Here is a 22,252-nt window from a genome sequence, read left to right on the forward strand (position 1 = left end):
TTTAAATACTATTTTGCCTGTAAAGCAGCTCCATCAAACATCACACCGTCCCACCCATTTAATATAAATTGGCGGATATTTTGGTGATCATTATAGTCAGGAGTCGCCAGTACGGCTTCTCCGTATTCAGCAAATAGAAGTAAAGTATCTTCTTTTGAAAGTCCGTTTATTTGCGCGAAAGAAAAAATCTTTGCACTCCCCTGGTTTTCATTTTCAGTATTATATTGTCTACCGTTTGTAAAGGCAGTTGGCGTATGTAAATACCGTTCATCAATAAAAGCTAATACCTCCACAAATTTCACTTTCTTATTTTTTAATCTTTGTATTAATTCCTGAGCCATAATATCGTTTTTATGCGAATATAATAAAGGAAATTGAAAATTCAACTCCTGTTATTTCTTGTGGCCGATTTTCATTAAAGCAGGAGTAAAAAAAGAAAATACGCCAACCAGCGTTATCGACAATCCTAAGATTATAAAAGCCAAATTAATACCGATACTATCTGCGATAAACCCCGTAAGCAACAAACCTACAATGGACGGGATAACCGCGATACTAAAATACATGGAAAATACACGTCCCAGCCTATCCGCCGATATCTCTTCTTGAAGAATTGTTGTAAAAGCAGCATTATATATAGATGCGGAAACACCTCCAACAGCCGTTAATCCGACAAACAGATAAAACATATTTGCAGATATATAGCCCGAAAGAGCTAAGGCGATTCCAAGTATGATATGCATACTATTGATAAGTATTACCTTAGGAATAGATGGCTTGAAGATACCTAAAATCCCTCCCCCGATTACCATCCCCAGTCCCCAAATGATTTCGATAATACTCATTTCCCATTTTCCACCACCAAAATGATTGAGTGTTAACAATGGAAAAATCACCGCTAAAGGCATGATACAGAATGTAGCTATAACCGAGTAGGTGAATAACCAAGCCAGACCTTTTCTACTCATAATTTCGTTCCAACCAATTCGGATGTCGGCCAATACCTGATTGAAACTCGCTTTTTGTATGCTATCCGTTTTAGGATTAGGGATATGAACAAAAAGTAAACTGGTTATCGCAATGATAGCCCCAATGATGTCTAACCAAAGCACGTCTCCGATACGAAATAGACCGATTGCCAACGCACCCAAAGCGGGGCCGGCAATACTCGAAACTGATTGTATCATTTGATTAATCCCCGCTATTCGTAATAATTGATCTTCCGGAGCCAACATGGGTATTGCGGCCTGCATAGCAGGCATATGAAACGCAGAGCCTACTGAACGTAAGCTAAGTAACACGTAAATGAGCAGTAAACTTTCATTCCCTAGATAAAAGCTTACAGCCATTACCAATGTGCAAAACGCAACAAATGCATCGGCAAAGATCATGACTTTTTTGCGATCCCACCGATCAATATAAACGCCGGCAAATGGCCCGATGATAGCTTGAGGAAGTAGTGCTGCAATCGCGCTATAAGCCAATACTTCTGCTGACCCGGTCTCTAAACTCAACCAAATAATAATTGCAAAGTTTACCGCTGAGGTACTTACTAGCGACAAAAACTGACCTATCCAAATAATGGAAAATGTTTTTTTCCAGGAATATTGTAACATAAAACAATAATTTTTGTACACCAAACGTATACTGTTCGCAAAAAATATAAAAAGTTCCCTGTAATTAGGAAGTGAAAAAGATATGCTTTACAGCATATTTAAGAAGCTAAAAATTCTGTCTCTGTGACAAAAAACACTTTTTTATGTAATACTCCACATGGTTCAAACGATTTAATAAATCAAAGTTAATGTTTTACACTGCAAAATCAGTTCTAGTTAAAACAAAGTTTTCTATAATTCGTTGTATAGATATTTATATAATTTCATTAACATGAATAAGTTATTTTTCCCCGCCATACTTTCAGTATGCCTAATGTATGCATCTTGCACCTCGAACACGAACAATCAAACTACAATTGACGAAGCAAGTACCCCTACCGATGAAGTATTACTGGATACCTCCCATACCTCTCAAAACTCACTGGATTGGAATGGTACCTATAAAGGCGTGATACCTTGTGCCGATTGTCCAGGGATTGCAACTACGGTAGTTTTGAACGCCGACGAGACATTCACCTATACTGCAGAGTACCAGGATAGAAATACGAAAGTTGAAGATACAGGAGAAATCATGTGGCATGACCACGGCAGCACCGTCCATCTACATGGCAAAGAATTGGACACCAAATATAAAGTGGGCGAAAATCGGCTTATACAATTGGATCAAGAAGGAAAAGAAATCGATGGCCCGAATAAAGATTTATATAATTTGATTAAACAATGATAAGGAGCTTTTAAATATCGATATAGCAGTAAACAACAAGGAAGGCGAAAATTAATATATTTTCGCCTTCCTTGTTTTAAACGGAGAATAGCTTATTTTAAGTTATCTCTATAGACCTTTGCTTTTTTAACCTCAGTCTGAATATCCTTACGGGCAGCGTCATATGTCAACACTTTTTCATAATCTACAATCGCTTTATTGTAGGCGTCAGTTGCAACAGCTTTATTATAATTTGCTGCCCCCGACGTTCCCTTCAAAATCCCTAAATCACGATAAGAGATAGCCCGATTTTGATATAATTTAGCGTCATTCGCGTTTACGGAAATAGCTTTAGTGTAATCATCTATAGATGACGCTAACAATTGTTCTTTTTGAGCTAACGATAACTTGCTTTCTTTGGCAATGGCCAAATTGTTATTCGCTTTTGCTTTATAATAGTACGCATTTGCATTTTTGCTATCTAACGCAATTACTTTGCTAAATGAAGCAGCTGCTTTCGTGTATTCGCCGGTGTGAAATTGTGAATAACCTAGCAAATATAACACATCAGGGTCTTTATTTTCTGCAGGAAGGGCTTTTTCCAAATGTGAAGCTGCACTTTTAAAATCGCCATCCAACAATGCTTTTTGTCCGAGACGGACATTCGGGTTGCTATGTTCTTCTTGCTGTGCGTAAGCCGATAAAGTAGTTACTGCTAGCGCCAAAGTGGCAATTCCGAGTTTTAATGTTCTTAAACGAGTACCCACAAATTTTAAATTCATATCCTTATTTTATATAGTTTCTATGTAATAGAGTAAAAATGCTGGATTAAGTTTAAGTAAACAATTAATATTTATAAACATTTCCACATTCTACATTTTCACCTCGAAAATCATTACTTTTACGTCTTTGAAAATTATGTCAATCTAAATTATTTTCTGACGTTTTAGCAGTATCGAAATTAATATAGCATAAATAATACCAAATATTCAAGTTGGCACCGGACTTGCACTATAAGCAATCACAGTTTATTAAAGATTTTATACTAAACAATCTGACATCTTGTCGGATTAATCAAACAATATATAGATGAGCAAATTTGACACATTCGACTTCAACTTGGCTATACCAATGATTAGCGAAGATACGGAATTCTTTCCTTTGCTAAGTCAGCAAGATGAAGACGAAATGAGTAAAGCAGATATTCCAGAAGATTTATCCATTCTTCCCCTTCGCAATACCGTTTTATTTCCAGGTGTGGTAATACCGATTACCGTAGGAAGAGATAAATCTATCAAACTGGTAAAAGATGCGTATAAAGGAAACCGAACGATTGGCGTAGTGTCTCAAAAAGACATGAATATTGAGGACCCTGGTTTCGAACAACTCTACAAAGTTGGCACAGTAGCAAATATCATTAAGATTTTACAAATGCCCGATGGGAATACCACGGTGATCATTCAAGGTAAGCAGCGCTTCAGGCTTATTGAGTTGATTCAATCGGAACCATATATCAAAGCTAAGGTTGAGCGTTTCCCAGAGGATAAACCTAAAACAGGCAGTAAAGAGTTTAAAGCGTTGATTTCTTCCATCAAAGAACTAGCACTTCAGGTAATTCAACTTTCTCCACATCTCCCTAGCGAGGCAGGTATCGCAATAAAAAATATTGATAGCCCTACATTTCTTGTCAACTTTATATCCTCAAATTTAACGCTAGAAATGGTTGACAAGCAAGATCTTTTGGAAATGAAAGATTTTGTAAAACGAGCTAAGCTGTTGTTGGAACACTTGACGACTGAAATTCAAATGTTAGAGCTTAAAAACCAAATCCAGAATAAAGTCCGTATCGATTTGGATAAGCAACAACGCGATTACTATCTCAATCAACAACTGAAAACAATCCAAGAAGAATTAGGTGGAAATACACCTGATTTAGAGATGGAAGATTTAAAAAGGAGAGCCAAATCAAAAAAATGGTCACAAGAGTTAAAACAACATTTTGAAAAAGAAAGTGAAAAATTAGCTCGTATTAATCCAGCGGCGGCTGATTACTCCGTGCAATTGAATTATTTAGAGTTGCTTTTGGATCTTCCCTGGGGAGAATATACGAAAGACAATTTTGACCTGAACCGTGCAATTAAAATATTGGATAAGGATCATTACGGGCTAGAAAAGGTAAAACAACGAATCGTAGAATATCTCGCCGTATTGAAACTTAAAAACAACATGAAAGCTCCTATTCTTTGTTTAGTCGGGCCTCCGGGAGTGGGAAAAACTTCTCTCGGGAAATCTATCGCACGTGCACTAGGAAGAAAATATACTCGGATGGCATTAGGCGGCATACGTGACGAAGCTGAAATCCGCGGTCATCGTAAGACTTATATTGGTGCTATGCCTGGTCGTATCATTCAATCTCTAAAAAAAGCAGGAACCTCAAATCCAGTTTTCGTATTGGACGAGATAGATAAAATCGGCTCTGACTTTAAAGGCGATCCATCATCTGCTTTATTAGAAGTGTTGGATCCGGAGCAAAACACTAATTTCTATGATCATTACGTAGAGATGGAATACGACCTGTCCAAAGTGATGTTCATCGCTACTGCAAATTCTTTAAATTCCGTCCAACCGGCACTGCTTGATCGGATGGAAATCATCGAAGTAAACGGCTATACAATTGAAGAAAAAATAGAGATTGCAAAAAAACATCTGTTACCAAAGCAACGTGAAATGCACGGATTAAATACCAAAGATGTATCATTATCACCTAAAGTAATCGAAAAAATAATTGAGGAATATACAAGGGAATCCGGTGTACGCGGTTTGGAAAAGAAAATAGGCTCTGTAGTACGTGGTGTAGCTACTAAGATTGTGATGGAAAAACCCTATAACACGAATATCTCCGCACCGATCGTAGAAGAAATATTAGGCGCGCCAATTTTTGACAAGGACATATACGAGAACAACGAAGTAGCAGGAGTTGTGACGGGACTAGCTTGGACGTCAGTAGGTGGTGACATTCTCTTTATAGAGTCTAGCTTAAGTCCCGGAAAAGGCAAATTGAGCTTAACAGGCAATCTGGGCGATGTGATGAAAGAGTCTGCGGCTATTGCAATGGCTTATCTTCGCTCGCATGCAGAAGAGTTTGGCATTGATTACAAAATATTTGACCAATGGGATGTCAATGTACATGTTCCAGCAGGAGCTACACCTAAAGATGGGCCGTCAGCCGGTATCACTATGCTTACGGCGTTAACTTCGCTATTTACACAGCGTAAGGTAAAAGAAAAATTAGCAATGACCGGAGAAATTACGCTTCGGGGGAAGGTACTACCTGTGGGGGGTATTCAAGAAAAAATACTTGCAGCAAAACGTGCCAACATTAAGGAGATCATCCTTTGCAAATCTAATAAAAAGGACATCATTGAAATAAAAGAAGACTATATTAAAGATCTTACGTTTCATTATGTAAGTGAGATGTCAGAAGTAATTGAATTAGCTCTGCTCCAGAAAAAGGTAAAAAATGCCAAGGTGTTAGAAAGAGAAACTACCTAGAAAAAGTAATATGTAGAAGGCCATCAGAACTTATTCTGATGGCTTTTTTAAGTTAGATGATCAAACGCTCATTTAATCAATTATAAAGAAAATACAGGTAGTGTTTGTTCTTCGAGCAATTAAAATCCTCCGCCCTTTTAAATTTTTAACAATATTAGACTAATCTTCCCAACAGAAAAGCTAATTTTGTATCCCAATAATATGATTGACAATTTCCTCAAAAAATTTATTTCTTCGCCACTATTGGTTTACGCCTTACGATGTCTGATAGGTTTCTTAGTAGGATTCTCATTATATAATGCCTATCCCCAATTCGAACTCTTCTGGACCCTATTATCTATTATTTTAGTTATCTCCCCTGAGGAAAAAGATTCTAGGCGGCTATCTACTGAACGGTTTAAATCCAATTTTATTGGTTCTTCTGTCGCAATGTTTTGTTTGTTCGTACATGAATCCAATATATACAACATCATTATCGGAATAATATTGACCATTATAGTTTGCCGGTTGTTCCATGTCATGAATATGGCTCGAGTAGCATTGGTAGCACTACTAATCATCATGGTGGAACCGCATCACACTGCCATGAGCATTACACCGATCTTCCGTTTCGTATCGGTGGGGTTGGGTTGTGTAATAGGTTTGTTAATAGTCGTATTTACATCCGTAATTTTCGGCTATTTCAAACGTAAATATGGAATCAGATATTAGCAAGTCTAATACTTACAAATTATTTTCTGTTGCCCCTACTTACGGTGCAATTCTATAGATCCGTCTTAACAAACTGCAACGATAATAATATTATTATTCAGACGAGATTTCGACAGTCTCTCTATATATTGATATCGGAAATAAGTGACCAATGTAATTCATTTTTAACAGAAATATTAATAGGCTATATTCAGATTAAGTGTATTTTTGTATGAATGATCGAATTATATACAGACGGAGCATCAAGCGGAAATCCAGGTCCAGGCGGATATGGTACGATATTACGAACCATTTATCAAGGGGTAAATCCGGAGTTTCAAGGCAAATTAATAGAAAAAGAGTTTTCAGGTGGATTTCGAAAAACGACAAACAACCGTATGGAGTTGATGGCGGTTATAGTTGGGCTAGAAGCATTAAAAAATATCAAGCAAAAAGTAACAATCTTTTCAGATTCGAAATACGTAATTGATGCCATCGAAAAAAGATGGGTATATGGATGGGTTCAGAAAGGCTTCCATGGAAAAAAAAACAAAGATCTTTGGATAAGATTATTGCAATCCCACAAATTTCATGATGTAAAATTAGTTTGGGTGAAAGGACATGCTGGCCATCCATTAAATGAGCGTTGTGATCAGTTGGCCGTAGCAGCCTCGAAAGACAAAGCAAATTGGAAAATTGACGCTATATTTGAGATGGAAGCGCAAAGATCTGACATAATATAAATGCAGAATATGGTCAAACAATCTTTTCCTCCGATACTGCATTTTGAAGCGACCGTATTAATTTTAGGTTCGCTTCCCGGCGACCGCTCTATCGCGCATCAACAATATTACGCGCACCCTCAAAATCGCTTTTGGAAGGTATTATTTGAATTAGCAAAAGAGAAATTTTCTACCAATTACAAAAAACGTATAGACTTATTGTATAAGAACAACATCGCCTTGTGGGACGTTTGCGCAACAGCAGTAAGGCAGGGAAGCATGGATACGGCTATCTTGCATGAGCAGCCAAATACCATCCATGCGGCACTAGAAGAATACACCTTATTAAAAAAGGTATGTTTCAACGGACAGAAAGCTCAAAAGCTCTACGATAAATATTTCCAACGTCTATCACAAATCAGCTACCATACCTTACCTAGTACCAGTCCGGCTAATGCACAATTTACATTAGAAAAGTTGGTGACAGCATGGTCGATTGTTAAAGACGAATAGCCATAAAAGCTTTGGGAATACAGAGCCCAAAGCAAATTCACAGAGCTTACCACTATTATAAGTGAAGACCAAGGGAGGTAAGGCGATAAAAAATTTTACCAATGTCATTCAGTTTGTTTATTTTTGCGCTAAGATGTCAGATTTAAAATACAATCAACGAGGTGTATCCGCTGGTAAAGAGGATGTGCACAATGCTATAAAAAATATCGACAAAGGTCTTTTTCCTCAAGCTTTTTGTAAGATCATACCTGATATACTAGCTGGAGATAAGGAATGGTGTAATATTATGCATGCAGATGGCGCAGGCACCAAATCTTCGTTGGCTTATATATATTGGAAAGAAACGGGAGATATATCTGTATGGCGTGGTATTGCACAAGATGCAATCATCATGAACCTCGATGATCTCCTATGTGTAGGTGCTATCGACAATATCTTATTGTCATCAACCATCGGACGTAATAAAAACGTTATTCCAGGAGAAATCATTGCGGAGATAATTAATGGAACAGAAGAAATATTAGCGGAATTACGCGAATTAGGTATCGGTATTTTTTCTACTGGCGGAGAAACTGCAGATGTTGGGGATTTGGTCCGTACGATTATTGTCGACAGTACGGTAACATGCCGAATGAAACGCGAAGATGTCATTTCTAACCATAACATAAAACCAGGAAATGTAATAATAGGCTTAGCTTCCAATGGCCAAGCTACCTACGAAAAAGAATACAACGGCGGTATGGGTTCTAATGGATTGACTTCGGCGCGTCACGATGTGTTTAATAAAACCGTAGCTGAAAAATATCCAGAAAGCTTCGATCCTGCTGTACCTTACGAACTTGTTTTTTCAGGGGGGAAAGCGTTGACTGACAAAATAAAAGTGGAAACTGGAGAAGAAATCACAGCTGGAAAATTGGTTCTATCTCCAACTCGCACCTATGCTCCCGTTATTAAACAGATACTAGACAAGTACCGTAAACAAATTGACGGCATGGTACACTGTTCGGGCGGTGCCCAAACAAAAGTATTACACTTTATAACCAACATGCATATTATTAAAGATAATTTATTTCCTATTCCTCCACTGTTCAGCCTCATCCAAGAACAGTCTAATACAGATTGGAAAGAGATGTACAAAGTTTTCAACATGGGCCATCGCATGGAGTTATATGTATCGGAAGAGATCGCTACAGACATCATTACAATTTCAAACTCCTTCGGTATCCCTGCTCAAATAATCGGGCGTGTAGAAGCTTCGGGCAAAAAACAAGTTACGATTACCTCACCCTACGGTGAATTCACATACGAATAGATAGGTTTGAAACAAAAGAGCATCATTGGTCGTCATGAAATTGTAGATTTGCCCGAGCTGGGCATGTATAACATCTATGCGAAGGTAGACACTGGCGCTGAAACCTCTGTTTTACATTGTGAAGATTTTAAGATATTTGAAAAAAAAGGGCACCGTTACATCACGTGTCATATTAAACCACATCTAGAAGAAGAAGAAATTCTAACGTTGACATTTCCTGTACACCGTGAACGGGTCGTAAAAAGCTCTTTCGGTCAGACAGAAACCAGACATATTTTTATTACTAAGATTAGAATGTTTGATCGCTTATTCGACATTAAGCTCTCTTTAAGAGACCGCTCTTCCATGTCCTATCCCATGTTATTGGGTAGAAACTTTATCAACCAAAAATTTTTGGTTGATGTTTCTCAAAAGTACCTGGCTAAGAATAGCTTTTAAACAAACTTATCTTTTCCAATTTTGTTACTAATTATAAACAGATCTTTGTGAAAATCGCCGTATTATCCACGAATAAGCATTTATATTCTACCCGACGGCTTGTAGAAGCTGCAGCAGCTCGCGGTCACGAATGTATCGTTATTGATCACAGTAAATGCTACGTTGGCATCCGACAAGGGCAACCAAGTATACATTACAAAGGTCATGATATAGCCGATATAGACGCTATTATCCCTCGTATCGGAGCTTCCGTTACATTTTATGGATCCGCTATTGTAAGACAATTTGAGGTAATGAATGTCATCTCTGCCAACCCGAGCCAGGCTATCACGCGCTCCAGAGATAAGCTGCGTTGTATGCAGATCCTTTCCGGTGCGGGACTTGGACTTCCTATCACCGGTTTTGCACGAACCGCTTCGGACGTCGATGATTTGATCAGTATGGTAGGCGGTGCCCCTTTGGTCATCAAACTCATAGAAGGAACCCAGGGTATAGGAGTGGTGCTAGCGGAGACAAAGAAGGCCGCATCTTCAGTAATTGAAGCTTTTTATGGTTTGGGAAGTAATATCCTCATTCAGGAATACATCAAAGAAGCGAAAGGTAGTGATATTCGTGCGTTTGTAGTAGATGGAAAGGTTGTGGGAGCCATGAAACGAACTGCTAAAGAGGGGGAATTCCGTTCAAATCTACACCGAGGTGGAACCGCAGAAATAGTTAAATTAACACGAAAAGAGCGTGAAACAGCGATTGCTGCTGCAAAAGCTATGGGTTTAACAGTTGCCGGAGTGGATATGTTGCCTTCTGATCGAGGTCCATTAATTTTAGAAGTTAACTCATCGCCAGGCTTAGAAGGAATCGAAACAGCGACACATAAAGACATCGCCAGCGAAATCATTAAATATTTGGAAAGACAGCATGAAGTAAAACAGCTATCAAACCCGATCGTAAAGCGCAAGATCAAGAAAGAAAGTAAATTATAACCTATAATAAAAATAACGCAAAAAGGGACCCAATGGGTCCCTTTTTGTATCTAACAAATTGACTGCGGATTAAAACTCTATTTTACTGCGTCTATAACTGCTTTGAAAGCATCTGGGTTGTTTAAAGCTAAATCAGCCAAAACTTTACGGTTTAAGCCAATATTTTTAGCACTTAATTTACCTATCAACTGAGAATATGATATTCCATGTTGACGGGCTCCAGCGTTAATACGTTGAATCCATAAAGCTCTAAACTCGCGTTTTTTGGTTTTACGGTCGCGATAAGCATACTGTAAACCTTTTTCTACTGTATTTTTAGCAATAGTATATACTTTGCTCCGTGAACCGAAATAGCCTTTAGCTAATTTCATGATTCTTTTTCTTCTTCTTCTCGAAGCTACTGCGTTAACCGAACGTGGCATAATTTTTAAATTTTAGTTTGGTACAAGGTGTTGCGTTTTTCAGCAATCTTACTACCCGATACCCGGTTAAAAAATGTTATTAATAAATAATGATGATAAAACTTATTTACCGATACCTAGCATACGTTTTACGTTACCTGTATCACCATCAGAAACATAACTAGTAGTTGTTAAGTTACGTTTTTGTTTGGTAGTTTTCTTAGTCAAGATGTGGCTTTTATAAGCGTTCTTTCTTGCAATTTTACCTGTTCCAGTCAATTTGAAGCGTTTTTTCGCGCTGGAATTGGTTTTTACTTTTGGCATAATACTTAAATTTTATATCAATCTGTTAGATTTTCTATTTTTTAATGGCCTTTGGAGCCAAGGTCAAGAACATGCGCTTACCTTCTAATTTCGGCAGCAACTCCACTTTACCATAATCCTCCAAAGCCTGCGCAAATCGAAGCAATAAGATTTCTCCCTGTTCTTTAAATACAATAGCACGACCTTTAAAATGAACGTATGCACGTACTTTCTCTCCCGCTTCCAAAAAGCGGATGGCGTGTTTTAATTTAAATTCAAAATCATGCTCACTGGTATTGGGTCCGAAACGGATCTCTTTAATAACAGTTTGCTTTGCATTAGCTTTGATTTCTTTTTGCTTCTTCTTTTGTTCGTAAACGAACTTACTGTAATCAATTATTTTACAAACCGGCGGAACAGCATTTGGCGAAATCTCCACTAAATCAAGCTCCAACTCATCCGCTAATTCCAATGCCTTACGCGTAGGGAAAACCCCTTGTTCCACATTATCTCCCACTAAACGCACCTCTGGCACGCGAATATGTTCGTTAATGCGGTGATCTGGTTCTTTCTTTCTCATTGGTGGTCTTGGACCACTCGGTCTTTTTAATGCCAAATGTTTAAAAATTTAAACGGTTATTTCTTTAATTAATACTTCTCTAAACTCGTCAGGGGTCATTGAACCTAAATCTACCGACCCGTGTTTACGAACAGAAACTGTGCCACTTTCCATCTCCTTTTCCCCTACAATCAACATATAAGGCAATTTTTTAATTTCAGCATCACGAATCTTACGACCCACTTTCTCATCTCGAAGGTCAATCAGACCGCGAATATCGGAATTATTTAGCGATTCTAAAAGTTTTTGTGCATAATCTTCATATTTTTCTGACACAGGTAAGACGATAAATTGCTCAGGGGCAAGCCATAATGGAAATTGCCCTGCACAATGCTCGATCAGCACTGCTACAAAACGTTCTAATGAACCAAAGGGGGCACGGTGAATCATGACAGGGCGATGCTTTTGGTTATCGCTACCTGTATACTCCAACTCAAAACGTTCTGGCAAATTGTAATCTACCTGAATGGTACCTAATTGCCATTTACGTCCCAAAGCATCCTTCACCATAAAGTCTAGTTTAGGACCATAGAATGCTGCTTCACCGTATTCGACCACCGTATTTAGCCCCTTTTCAGCAGCAGCTTCAATAATCGCATTCTCTGCTAAAGCCCAATTTTCGTCTGTGCCGATATATTTCGTTCTATTGTCTGGATCACGCAACGATACCTGAGCCGTATAATCTTTAAAACCCAAGGCTCCAAAAACATATAACACTAAATCGATTACTTTCTTAAATTCCTCCTTCACCTGGTCTGGGCGGCAGAACAAGTGGGCATCGTCTTGTGTAAACCCACGCACACGAGTTAAACCGTGTAATTCACCCGATTGCTCATAACGATACACCGTACCAAATTCGGCGAAACGAACCGGCAACTCCTTATACGATCGCGGTTTTATTTTATAAATTTCACAATGATGCGGACAGTTCATCGGTTTCAGGAAAAATTCTTCTCCCTCAACAGGCGTATGAATAGGCTGAAACGCATCCGCGCCATACTTCTCGTAGTGACCAGAAGTAATATATAACTGCTTGTTTCCGATATGTGGCGTAATCACGGGTTCATAACCCGCTTGTAATTGCGCCTTCTGTAAAAAATCTTGTAATTTCTGACGAAGAGCAGTTCCCTTGGGCAACCATAACGGCAAACCAGCCCCTACCTTCTCAGAAAACGCAAACAACTCCAATTCTTTTCCTAATTTGCGGTGATCCCGCTTTTTAGCTTCTTCGATAAATTTCAAATAATCTGAAAGCTCAGAAGCTTTAGGAAAAGTGACCCCATAAATACGGGTCAATTGTTTGCGGGTTTCATCCCCCCTCCAATACGCCCCGGCTACATTCGTAAGTTTTATTGCCTTTATAAACCCTGTATTTGGGATATGAGGACCGCGACACAGATCTGTGAAATTCCCTTGCGAATAAAACGTAATCTTCCCGTCTTCCAGGTCTTTGATGAGATCCAGTTTATATTCATCGCCTTTTTCCGCGAAATAAGTCAATGCATCTGTTTTGGAAACGGCTTTACGCTCAAAGATTTGTTTTTGCTTCGCCAATTCCAATATCTTATCTTCGATCTGTTTGAAGTCATCTGAAGAAAATTCACGATCACCAAAGTCTACATCGTAGTAAAAACCGGTTTCGATAGAAGGACCGATTCCAAATTTGACACCTGGATAAAGAGATTCCAAAGCCTCGGCCAACAAGTGAGCAGAAGAATGCCAAAAGGTCGATTTACCTTTATCGTCATTCCACGTCAATAATTTCATGCTAGCGTCTTCTTCAATAGCGCGAGAGGCATCCCAAACTTCACCATTTACTTCTGCTGCCAATACATTTCTTGCTAAACCTTCGGAGATAGAAAGGGCTACTTGCATAGCAGTAGTACCTTTTTCGTACTGACGTACCGAGCCGTCAGGGAGTGTAATGTTAATCATGAACAACTATGATTTTTAAATTATTTAAAGTTAAAGAACCCCTTGAAATCAGTATGCACAATTATACTGTTGGATACTCAAACGATTCTATGAATTAATAAGTTGCAAAGGTACCTAATATTTAGCAGGATAGAAAACTTAAAAGGCAAAAACCTACATCTAATGTGTATTTTCTTGCATCTCAAATCTAAACTGTACCTTTGCATAAAAAATAAACACAGATGGCTAATAACGCAAAATCCACTCCAAAACTACATCCTCGGAACAAACACCAATCCGGATACGATTTAAAAAAGTTAAGCAGTAGATACGCCGGCCTTAAAAAACACGTATTTATTAACGATTTCGGCAAGGAAACTATAGACTTTTCCGACCCTAAGGCTGTGCTTGAACTGAATAAATCGTTGTTATTGACCGACTATAAGCTGAAGCACTGGGAGATTGCCAAAAACAGCCTTTGCCCGGCCATTCCTGGAAGAGCCGATTATGTGCATTACATAGCTGATTTACTAGCCGATGAAAATAATGGAGAGGTTCCAAAAGGGACAAAAATAAACATCCTAGATATTGGAACAGGATCAAGCCTAATATATCCCTTAATAGGAGCTCAAGAATACGAATGGAAATTCGTAGGAACAGAAATCGATAGAACTTCCATCCACCACGCAGAAATTAATATCAATAAAAACGTATGGTTGAAGAAACAGATTGATCTGCGGTTTCAGGATGATAAAAACAAAATTCTAACGGGTATAATATACCCTGGCGATAAATTTGATGTCGTAATGGGTAATCCGCCATATTACGGCTCAAGGGAAGAGCACTGGAAAAATACCACCAAAAAATTCGACAACCTGAATAAAAAGAAAGACGCTTTACCGGTTCAAAACTTCGGTGGCCACGCCAATGAGCTATGGTATGAAGGCGGCGAGAAAGCTTTCATCAGTAAGCTCATTTATGAAAGTATGGAATTTAAGAAAAATATAAATTGGATTACTTCTTTAGTCTCTAGCAAAGATCATTTAAAGCCACTTATATCTATTTTAGAATACCACAAAGCTTCCAAAGTTGAAGTAATTGCAATGAAACAAGGTCAAAAAACATCACGAATATTGGCGTGGAAATGGTAGCAATCAAACAAAAAAAGGATCCATTGAAATGATCCTTTTTTTGTTTACACGACAATACTTAACCAATAATTTCTTTCATCTCGGCAATAATCCGTTCGGCAATTGCTTCCGCTGCCTCAGGCGTCTTTCCTTCTGAATAAATACGGATAATCGGTTCTGTATTTGATTTGCGGAGATGCACCCATTCGTTTTCAAAATCGATTTTCAATCCATCTATAACGGAATGATTTTCATGAGCATATTTTGCTTGCATCTTAGCCAATAGGTTATCGATATCCAATTCCGGAGTTAACGTAATTTTATTTTTAGACATGAAATATTGTGGAAGTTCGGCCCTGTACTGTGAAACTTTCTTTCCTAATTTAGCTAAATGCGATAAGAAAATAGCCACCCCTACCAACGCGTCACGTCCGTAATGCGAGGCTGGATAGATAACACCGCCATTTCCTTCTCCACCAATCACCGCGTCTACTTCTTTCATTTTGGTTACGACATTTACCTCACCAACTGCTGCAGCAAAATACGCTCCGCCATGTTGTTGCGTGATGTCGCGTAATGCTCGAGTCGACGATAGATTTGACACGGTGTTACCTTTTTCATGCTGAAGGATATAATCGGCTACTGCAACTAAAGTATACTCCTCCCCAAATAACTCGCCGTCTTCCATCATGAATACCAAACGATCTACATCTGGGTCTACGGCAATCCCAAGATCGGCGTCATGCTGTAACACCGCTGCGGATAGATCTGTCAAATGTTCTTTAAGCGGCTCAGGGTTATGTGGAAATTTACCATTAGGTGTGCAATGTATCTGATATACAGCTTCAACTCCTAAAGCCTCCAACAGCGCAGGAATGAATATACCGCCCGAACTATTCACAGCATCAATAGCTACCTTGAAATTTGCTTTTTTAATCGCTTCCACATCCACATATTCCAACGCCAAGACAGCATCAATATGTTTTTGCAGATAACTTTCATCATGAACAACTTTTCCTAGATCTTGTACCTCGGCAAAATCAAAATCTAAACTTTCACCTAATGCGAGGACCTCCTTGCCTTCTACATCTGAAATAAACTCTCCTTCATGATTTAACAATTTTAAAGCATTCCATTGCCCTGGATTATGGGAAGCAGTGAGAATAATCCCTCCTGCAGCTTTTTCAAGAGGCACGGCAATTTCAACGGTAGGTGTCGTAGATAAACCTAAATCAATAACTTCTGCACCTATACTTTGCAATGTACCGACTACCAAGTTATTTAACATTTCACCCGATTCTCGCGCATCTCTCCCTACCACTATTTTCTTATTACCTGTTTTACCGATTAAAATCTTACCAAAGGCTGCTGTAAACTTAACAATGTCAATCGGCGTTAACGACTCACCTGATTTTCCGCCTATAGTGCCTCGGATACCAGATATGGATTTAATTAAAGTCATAATCTTTCTAATATATAATGGCCGTAAAAATAAACTATTAATAAGAATTTACAATAAATACTTCGATATTCGAACGCAAAAACACATCTTTGATGCAACTTTGTATACTTAAACGACGCATACTTATTTTTATTCTTTATAAAATAACGTACTTTTATCGGATAAGAACACAAAATCACTACGCATGTTGCAGCAAATAATAGAATTAGATAAAGAAATATTCCTGATTATCAATCAAGGGATGAGTAATCTTGCATTTGATTGGTTGCTACCCATACTTAGAAATCCATATACTTGGGCACCTCTCTATTTATTTCTAATTATTTTTTTTATAAAAAATTACGGCAAATTCGGTCTAGCAGTCGTCCTTTGCACCTTAATCAATTTTGGTATTTCGGACGGTATATCGTCTCATTTGATCAAAAAAACCGTAAAACGTCTTCGGCCCTGCAATGATATTGAATTCAAACATGACATTAATCTTCGCGTTCGCTGTGGCTCGGGCTACAGTTTTACAAGCTCACATGCTACAAATCACTTCGCTATGGCATTTTTCTGGATTGTACTATTTAGGCGAAGGTGGAAACACACCTTGTGGCTATCCATTACGTGGGCCGCATTAATTTCGATATCTCAGATATATGTAGGTGTACATTATCCTTTTGACATCTTATGCGGAGCCGTCCTTGGGGCATTAATTGGCCTCCTCAACGGGAATCTCTTTTTAAGATTATTACCGAGATTCGCAAACGAAAACAGTCAAGAAAACACATCTACATGAATTCTGCTCTAATTATTACAATTTTATTTGGTTCTGCTTTAGCAAGTGGATAGCTATCTTTATTGTCAAGCGCGACAACGCAAATTTACTCAAGCTCATTCTGTCTTTAGTGGCGCATTTTTATTTGCCATAACGGTATGTGCTAGGAAGCTTTATTTTCCAATTGGTATTAGTGCAATTTTATCAGGTATTGAACACGGCCACATACACCATAATAGTCATAAGGCTTTTCCCGATAGAAATAATAGCAAGTTTAGGCCTACACGCGCTGTTAGAAGGGATGCCGTTGGCTTCGGAACATCAATCACAGCTAGTTTTGGAATAGCTATACATCATATTATTTCCATGCCGTTTATATTTGCCATTATGACTCCATTAGGTTTCGTAGTAAGTAAAACCATTAGCAACAGTAGTATTGGAAATATTTCTTAATACTTTGATAAAATCATTGCAGTAGTAATTAGGTATATTCTTACTTATTTCCACCACTTTTATTTAAATCCGGATCCGCTGATCATCATAAATTTAACAAGAAAAAGATGATAGCTGTGTTCCTCGGGATCGCTGTTTCACTGCGCAATTTCATATTTGATTCCCACACGCATAACCATGACATACTCTCCTTGGCACGAGCATCATGATCATGAACACCATGATCACAACCATTAGTTAATCGTCCATGTTCATGCTTCCTCGAAACTTATCAAGCAGGCTACTTAGTTGAAGAGCTTCTTGTTCCGTGATATTACTGTTGATTAAATCCGTCAACATCATATCTTCTTCAATCTCATCAAGAAGCTGTAAACCTCTGTCCGTAATCCATAGGTCGACAGATCTTTTATCGAGAGTATTTTTGGAGCGCATCACCAAGCCCTTCGCAACAATTCTATCTACCAATCTGGAAATATCGGGTGTGCTATTAATCATTCTTTCTTTTAAAAGATTGTTAGACGCGGCTTTGGGATATTGTCCTCTCAGAATTCGTAAAACATTAAACTGCTGAAGTGTAATATCTTTTTTATTGGCGCGTTGTTCCAGTTTTTTTACAATCCAGCTATTTGTATAGATAATATTTAAGGTTGCCTTATGCCAATCGTCTCTAAATTTTTTAACTTTCAACAGCTCGTTAATTTTCATATTTATAATAATTCTAAATAATACAAAAGTGTGACAGATTTTACCTCAGCAAGCCGCCCATTTTGATTATATTTGGACATTTCTAATGAACAATATCTTATCTAAGATACAAAATGCAAAACAATATTACTTTAGACAAATTAAAAAAAGGCGAAAGAGCAATAATTCATTCTTTTAGAAGTAATGAACTTCCTGCAAAGTTCTACGAACTAGGCTTCACGCCCGGAACTACTATCCAACTAAAACACATAGCTCCTCTACAGGGACCTATTTGTGTAAATATCATTCAGCAAGATTCTTTAATTGCCATTCGTAAAAAGGAAGCTAACTTAATTTTGATTACTAAAATATAATGAAGAGAAAAACGATAGCATTATTAGGAAATCCCAATGTAGGTAAGACTTCATTATTTAATCGGTTAACAAAATTAAATCAAAAAGTTGGTAATTATCCCGGGGTCACGGTAGATAAGCGTATAGGTACGTTAAAGGCAAATGCAAAAGAATACAGGATAATTGATCTCCCAGGTACTTATACACTGTTTCCGAATTCTTTGGATGAGGAAGTTGTTTTCAATATTTTAAGCAATCAAGCTAACGACGATTTCCCGGATTTAACTGTTGTCGTTACTGAGCCATCCAGCATCAACAGAGGGGTAGTGCTGTATCAGCAAATTCGTGAATTAGGTCTACCCGCTATTTTCGTTATTAATATGGTCGACGAGATAGAGCAAAAGGGACTACATATAGACTATACTGCGCTTGAAAACTATTTACAGACAAAAGTTTTTAAGACTAATGCACGTTCGGGAGATGGTATAGATCAACTGATTCAAAACTTCGATATTGAGTTAAAGCCTTACTTTGGCGCAGTTGACTTACCTCAAAAATACCGCAACGCATTAGAAGACGCCAAACAGTTATTTCCATTAGCAACAGAGTATCTAACTTGGCAATATTTGGCTCAAGACAACATAAGCAGCCTCCCTTTAGAAAAAAGATCTGCGTTGCAAACAATACGTGAATCTCATCGGCTTGACACGCAAGAACTACAAAAAGATGAGTCTATATCTAGACATGATACGATCGCAAGCGACTTAATGTCTATTGTCGCCAAAAAAGAAAACAAACGGCTATCGACAACAGGAAAAATAGACAATCTATTAATACACCCCGTACTAGGTTACATCATTTTTTTCGGACTATTATTTATTATATTTCAAGCGATTTATAGTTGGGCCGGCCCTTTGATGGATAGTATAGATACCCTCTTTGCCTTTTTAGCTGATTCAACCGCTGCTGCACTGCCGGAAGGCCCGTTAAGCGCTCTAGTGGTAAATGGGGTTATCGCCGGAATAGGAGGAATCGTTATATTCCTGCCGCAGATTGCGATCCTCTTCCTCTTTATATCGATTATGGAAGAGACCGGTTATATGAGCCGAGTTGTGTTTTTAATGGATCGGTGGTTAAAACCTTTTGGCTTAAACGGTAAATCAGTCATCCCATTGATGTCTGGGGCTGCCTGTGCGATTCCTGCAGTAATGTCTGCACGCAATATTGAGAACCCCAAAGAACGCCTATTAACGATATTGGTTACGCCATTTATGACCTGTTCTGCAAGACTTCCCATATACATCGTTATTATCGGGCTTGTTATTCCGGATGATACATTTTGGGGATTCAATCTACAGGGCATTACCTTATTTGGAATGTACATCCTAGGTATACTAGGCGCTTTGTTATCTGCTCTCGTGCTTAACAAAATAATAAAATCAATTCGAAAATCTTTTCTAATTTTTGAATTGCCGACTTATAAAGCTCCGGACTGGAAGAATGTATTGAATACCGTCTGGGAAAAATCGTCAGGTTTTCTCATTGGAGCTGGTAAAATAATCTTAGCTATTTCCATCATTCTTTGGGTGTTAGGAAATTTCGGTCCCAATGATCGATTTTCAAATCCGCAGCCGTATATAGCAGAGGCTAATCCTGAGTTCTCGCAAGATGAAATTGATAATGAAATAACCGCTTACAAAACTGAATATTCATACCTTGGTTACTTAGGTCGCGGTATCGAACCCATGATTAGACCCTTGGGCTATGATTGGAAAGTAGGTATAGGTTTATTAGCATCGTTTGCCGCGAGAGAAGTTTTCGTTGGCACTATGGCTGTAGTTTACAGCTTGGGGGAAGAGGTCGATATCGAAGACGAAGGGCAAAGGCAAACGCTATTTGAGCGTATGAAAGGTGAAGTAAATCGCAATACCGGCAAGCCAACATATAATTTTGCAACAGGAATATCCTTATTGTTATTTTATGCCTTTGCGATGCAATGTATGGCAACAATTGGCGTTGTGAAAAGAGAGACAGGATCATGGAAATGGACATTAATACAAACAGGTTTTATGACCGGACTAGCCTATTTAGTGGCATTAGTTGCTTACCAACTTTTAAAATAAATCGATATGGAAACCATTCAGTATATCATTATCGCACTCATATTTGTAGTAGCCGTAATATACGTAACAAGAAGATTTTTCCCGGCTAAAAATCAAAGCGGTGGCTGTAACAAAGGCTGTGGCTGCAATTTTAGTAAAGCGGAACAATCTTAAAACGTAAATGATTAAAAAACTAAACTGTGCATTAAAACTTCACAGTTTAGTTTTAGATTAAGCCTCCCGTTTATACAATTAATTTATACCCGTTATGATAATGGCTTTTTATAAACTGATTTGATTCATCATCGGTAAATTCCCGCTTCGATTTATCCCAGTATATTTTCTTTCCTGTTCGATACGCTATGTTGCCCATTTGTGAAAATATTGCAATATGAGCCCCATCTTGGATTGGCGCATTTAAAATAAATTGATCGCTTTTTCGGATAGATTCGACAAAGTTTGCCATATGTTTGTCAAGCCCCGAATCAACTGATTTTTGAAAAGAAACGGCTTCCATGCGTTTGCCCTCGGGTATGACCTCCCACCCTTGCCTATTCAACACCAAAGTTCCGTTATTTCCGATGAAAGAAACGCCATGGTTTTTACCATATGGCCCCAAGTCTATTCCATTAGCGTGTTCCCACTGGATACTAAAGTCATCGAATTCAAAAACGGCAGTTAACGAGTCGGGCGTTTCAGCCGCATCATCTGGATAAGCGAATTTTCCACCAGAAGCCATGACCGATTTTGGATCGGACACATTCATACCCATCAAGGCATAATCTAACATATGCACTCCCCAATCTGTCATCAACCCCCCTCCATAGTCCCAAAACCATCTAAATTCAAAATGAAATCTATTTTGATTAAATGCTCTCCTTTTTGCAGGGCCAAGCCATAAATCATAATTGACCCCATTCGGCACTACTGAGTCTGGCTTTACAGGAATACTTTTCATCCATCCTTGATAAGCCCAAGCTTTAACCAATCTTATCTTTCCCAGCTTTCCTGAATGCACAAATGCTATAGCATCCTTAAAATGCTGTTGACTTCGCTGCCACTGTCCTACTTGAACAATACTATTGTATTTTTTGGCAGCCATGACCATACGCTCACATTCTTGAATTGAGTTCCCGATTGGCTTCTCCACGTACACATGCTTACCAGCTTTACATGCTTCAATCATTTGCAGACAGTGCCAATGATCGGGGGTAGCAATGATCACGATATCCACCTCTTTAGAAGCTAGTAAATCCTTATAATTCTCAAACGTATTAACTTTAATATTACGCGCAGCCAGCTCACCTGCTCGCTTCTCAAGCACATTAGCATCCACATCACATAGCGCTGTGCAAACCACATTATCCACTTTTAAAAGTGCATTTAAGTTTGACCAACCCATTCCGTTAATCCCAATGGCTCCAACCCGCAAAGGGAATCGAAGATTTGCAAACGCCGTATTTCCAAAGAGTGCTCCACTAACTAAAAGACCTGAGTTCTTTATAAAATCTTTCCTATCCATGATATCATATTATTGGTTATGTA

At 38.4% G+C, this 22,252-nt stretch carries 23 protein-coding genes; 13 read left to right on the forward strand and 10 right to left on the reverse strand.

Annotated elements, in window-relative coordinates:
* Nucleotides 1-8 precede the first annotated feature (8 nt).
* Complete coding sequence (locus C4F40_RS08700; protein ID WP_196938940.1) at nucleotides 9-341, reverse strand: HopJ type III effector protein; 333 nt, start codon at nucleotides 339-341, stop codon at nucleotides 9-11.
* A 51-nt stretch (nucleotides 342-392) separates the two neighbouring features.
* Nucleotides 393-1,616, reverse strand: coding sequence for an MFS transporter (locus tag C4F40_RS08705; protein WP_196938941.1), 1,224 nt, complete (start codon nucleotides 1,614-1,616; stop codon nucleotides 393-395).
* 271 nt (nucleotides 1,617-1,887) lie between these two features.
* Here C4F40_RS08705 and C4F40_RS08710 point away from each other — a divergent pair, with 271 nt between their 5' ends.
* A complete protein-coding gene (locus tag C4F40_RS08710; RefSeq protein ID WP_196938942.1) occupies nucleotides 1,888-2,340 on the forward strand; it encodes a copper resistance protein NlpE in 453 nt (150 codons plus the stop codon).
* A 92-nt stretch (nucleotides 2,341-2,432) separates the two neighbouring features.
* On the opposite strand, the gene C4F40_RS08715 is transcribed toward C4F40_RS08710, so the two are convergent.
* Nucleotides 2,433-3,101 carry a tetratricopeptide repeat protein gene (locus C4F40_RS08715; RefSeq protein WP_196938943.1) on the reverse strand — a complete coding sequence of 223 codons (669 nt, stop codon included), beginning with the start codon at nucleotides 3,099-3,101 and terminating at the stop codon, nucleotides 2,433-2,435.
* Between the two features lie 307 nt (nucleotides 3,102-3,408).
* On the opposite strand from C4F40_RS08715, the gene lon reads away from it, so the two are divergent.
* From lon to rimK, 7 genes are all read left to right on the forward strand, one after another.
* Nucleotides 3,409-5,871, forward strand: coding sequence for an endopeptidase La (gene lon, locus C4F40_RS08720; protein WP_196938944.1), 2,463 nt, complete (start codon nucleotides 3,409-3,411; stop codon nucleotides 5,869-5,871).
* 201 nt (nucleotides 5,872-6,072) lie between these two features.
* Nucleotides 6,073-6,582, forward strand: coding sequence for an FUSC family protein (locus C4F40_RS08725; RefSeq protein ID WP_196938945.1), 510 nt, complete (start codon nucleotides 6,073-6,075; stop codon nucleotides 6,580-6,582).
* A 215-nt stretch (nucleotides 6,583-6,797) separates the two neighbouring features.
* A complete protein-coding gene (gene rnhA, locus C4F40_RS08730) occupies nucleotides 6,798-7,304 on the forward strand; it encodes a ribonuclease HI (RefSeq protein ID WP_196938946.1) in 507 nt (168 codons plus the stop codon).
* 9 nt (nucleotides 7,305-7,313) lie between these two features.
* Nucleotides 7,314-7,796, forward strand: coding sequence for a DNA-deoxyinosine glycosylase (locus tag C4F40_RS08735; RefSeq protein ID WP_196938947.1), 483 nt, complete (start codon nucleotides 7,314-7,316; stop codon nucleotides 7,794-7,796).
* 133 nt (nucleotides 7,797-7,929) lie between these two features.
* Nucleotides 7,930-9,108, forward strand: coding sequence for an AIR synthase related protein (locus C4F40_RS08740; RefSeq protein WP_196938948.1), 1,179 nt, complete (start codon nucleotides 7,930-7,932; stop codon nucleotides 9,106-9,108).
* A gap of 6 nt (nucleotides 9,109-9,114) precedes the next feature.
* Nucleotides 9,115-9,546, forward strand: coding sequence for an ATP-dependent zinc protease family protein (locus C4F40_RS08745; RefSeq protein ID WP_231389972.1), 432 nt, complete (start codon nucleotides 9,115-9,117; stop codon nucleotides 9,544-9,546).
* Nucleotides 9,547-9,593: 47 nt separating this feature from the next.
* Nucleotides 9,594-10,526, forward strand: a complete 933-nt coding sequence (gene rimK / locus C4F40_RS08750) for a 30S ribosomal protein S6--L-glutamate ligase (protein ID WP_196938949.1) — start codon at nucleotides 9,594-9,596, stop codon at nucleotides 10,524-10,526.
* A gap of 77 nt (nucleotides 10,527-10,603) precedes the next feature.
* On the opposite strand, the gene rplT is transcribed toward rimK, so the two are convergent.
* The 4 genes from rplT to thrS form a co-directional block, all read right to left on the reverse strand.
* The gene (gene rplT, locus C4F40_RS08755; protein ID WP_140939483.1) at nucleotides 10,604-10,948 is read right to left on the reverse strand and encodes a 50S ribosomal protein L20; all 345 of its coding nucleotides are present in this window, start codon (nucleotides 10,946-10,948) and stop codon (nucleotides 10,604-10,606) included.
* 102 nt (nucleotides 10,949-11,050) lie between these two features.
* On the reverse strand, nucleotides 11,051-11,251 hold the full coding sequence (gene rpmI / locus C4F40_RS08760; RefSeq protein ID WP_136902235.1) for a 50S ribosomal protein L35: 201 nt from the start codon (nucleotides 11,249-11,251) through the stop codon (nucleotides 11,051-11,053).
* Nucleotides 11,252-11,285: 34 nt separating this feature from the next.
* The gene (infC, locus tag C4F40_RS08765; protein ID WP_390881618.1) at nucleotides 11,286-11,810 is read right to left on the reverse strand and encodes a translation initiation factor IF-3; all 525 of its coding nucleotides are present in this window, start codon (nucleotides 11,808-11,810) and stop codon (nucleotides 11,286-11,288) included.
* Between the two features lie 48 nt (nucleotides 11,811-11,858).
* Nucleotides 11,859-13,784: a threonine--tRNA ligase gene (thrS, locus tag C4F40_RS08770; protein ID WP_196938951.1), complete on the reverse strand. Its 1,926-nt coding sequence runs from the start codon at nucleotides 13,782-13,784 to the stop codon at nucleotides 11,859-11,861.
* Between the two features lie 221 nt (nucleotides 13,785-14,005).
* Here thrS and rlmF point away from each other — a divergent pair, with 221 nt between their 5' ends.
* The gene (gene rlmF, locus C4F40_RS08775; protein WP_196938952.1) at nucleotides 14,006-14,914 is read left to right on the forward strand and encodes a 23S rRNA (adenine(1618)-N(6))-methyltransferase RlmF; all 909 of its coding nucleotides are present in this window, start codon (nucleotides 14,006-14,008) and stop codon (nucleotides 14,912-14,914) included.
* 58 nt (nucleotides 14,915-14,972) lie between these two features.
* On the opposite strand, the gene glmM is transcribed toward rlmF, so the two are convergent.
* On the reverse strand, nucleotides 14,973-16,355 hold the full coding sequence (gene glmM / locus C4F40_RS08780) for a phosphoglucosamine mutase (protein ID WP_196938953.1): 1,383 nt from the start codon (nucleotides 16,353-16,355) through the stop codon (nucleotides 14,973-14,975).
* A 184-nt stretch (nucleotides 16,356-16,539) separates the two neighbouring features.
* Here glmM and C4F40_RS08785 point away from each other — a divergent pair, with 184 nt between their 5' ends.
* The gene (locus C4F40_RS08785) at nucleotides 16,540-17,136 is read left to right on the forward strand and encodes a phosphatase PAP2 family protein (protein ID WP_196938954.1); all 597 of its coding nucleotides are present in this window, start codon (nucleotides 16,540-16,542) and stop codon (nucleotides 17,134-17,136) included.
* Between the two features lie 669 nt (nucleotides 17,137-17,805).
* On the opposite strand, the gene C4F40_RS08790 is transcribed toward C4F40_RS08785, so the two are convergent.
* Nucleotides 17,806-18,273: a MarR family winged helix-turn-helix transcriptional regulator gene (locus C4F40_RS08790; RefSeq protein WP_196938955.1), complete on the reverse strand. Its 468-nt coding sequence runs from the start codon at nucleotides 18,271-18,273 to the stop codon at nucleotides 17,806-17,808.
* 113 nt (nucleotides 18,274-18,386) lie between these two features.
* On the opposite strand from C4F40_RS08790, the gene C4F40_RS08795 reads away from it, so the two are divergent.
* From C4F40_RS08795 to C4F40_RS21770, 3 genes are read left to right on the forward strand one after another with little or no spacing between them, the layout of a single operon-like run.
* Nucleotides 18,387-18,626, forward strand: coding sequence for a FeoA family protein (locus C4F40_RS08795; protein WP_196938956.1), 240 nt, complete (start codon nucleotides 18,387-18,389; stop codon nucleotides 18,624-18,626).
* Entirely contained in the window at nucleotides 18,626-20,728 is a 2,103-nt protein-coding gene (gene feoB / locus C4F40_RS08800; protein ID WP_196938957.1) for a ferrous iron transport protein B, read from the forward strand. Before C4F40_RS08795 ends, feoB begins: the two co-directional genes overlap by 1 nt.
* A 6-nt stretch (nucleotides 20,729-20,734) precedes the next feature.
* The gene (locus C4F40_RS21770) at nucleotides 20,735-20,881 is read left to right on the forward strand and encodes a FeoB-associated Cys-rich membrane protein (protein ID WP_196938958.1); all 147 of its coding nucleotides are present in this window, start codon (nucleotides 20,735-20,737) and stop codon (nucleotides 20,879-20,881) included.
* A gap of 70 nt (nucleotides 20,882-20,951) precedes the next feature.
* Here the strand turns inward: C4F40_RS21770 and C4F40_RS08810 are convergent, their stop codons facing one another.
* Nucleotides 20,952-22,229: a Gfo/Idh/MocA family protein gene (locus C4F40_RS08810; protein ID WP_196938959.1), complete on the reverse strand. Its 1,278-nt coding sequence runs from the start codon at nucleotides 22,227-22,229 to the stop codon at nucleotides 20,952-20,954.
* Nucleotides 22,230-22,252 lie beyond the last annotated feature (23 nt).

This window comes from Sphingobacterium pedocola, assembly GCF_015209965.1.
In the GTDB taxonomy this organism is placed as follows: Bacteria; Bacteroidota; Bacteroidia; order Sphingobacteriales; family Sphingobacteriaceae; genus Sphingobacterium; species Sphingobacterium pedocola.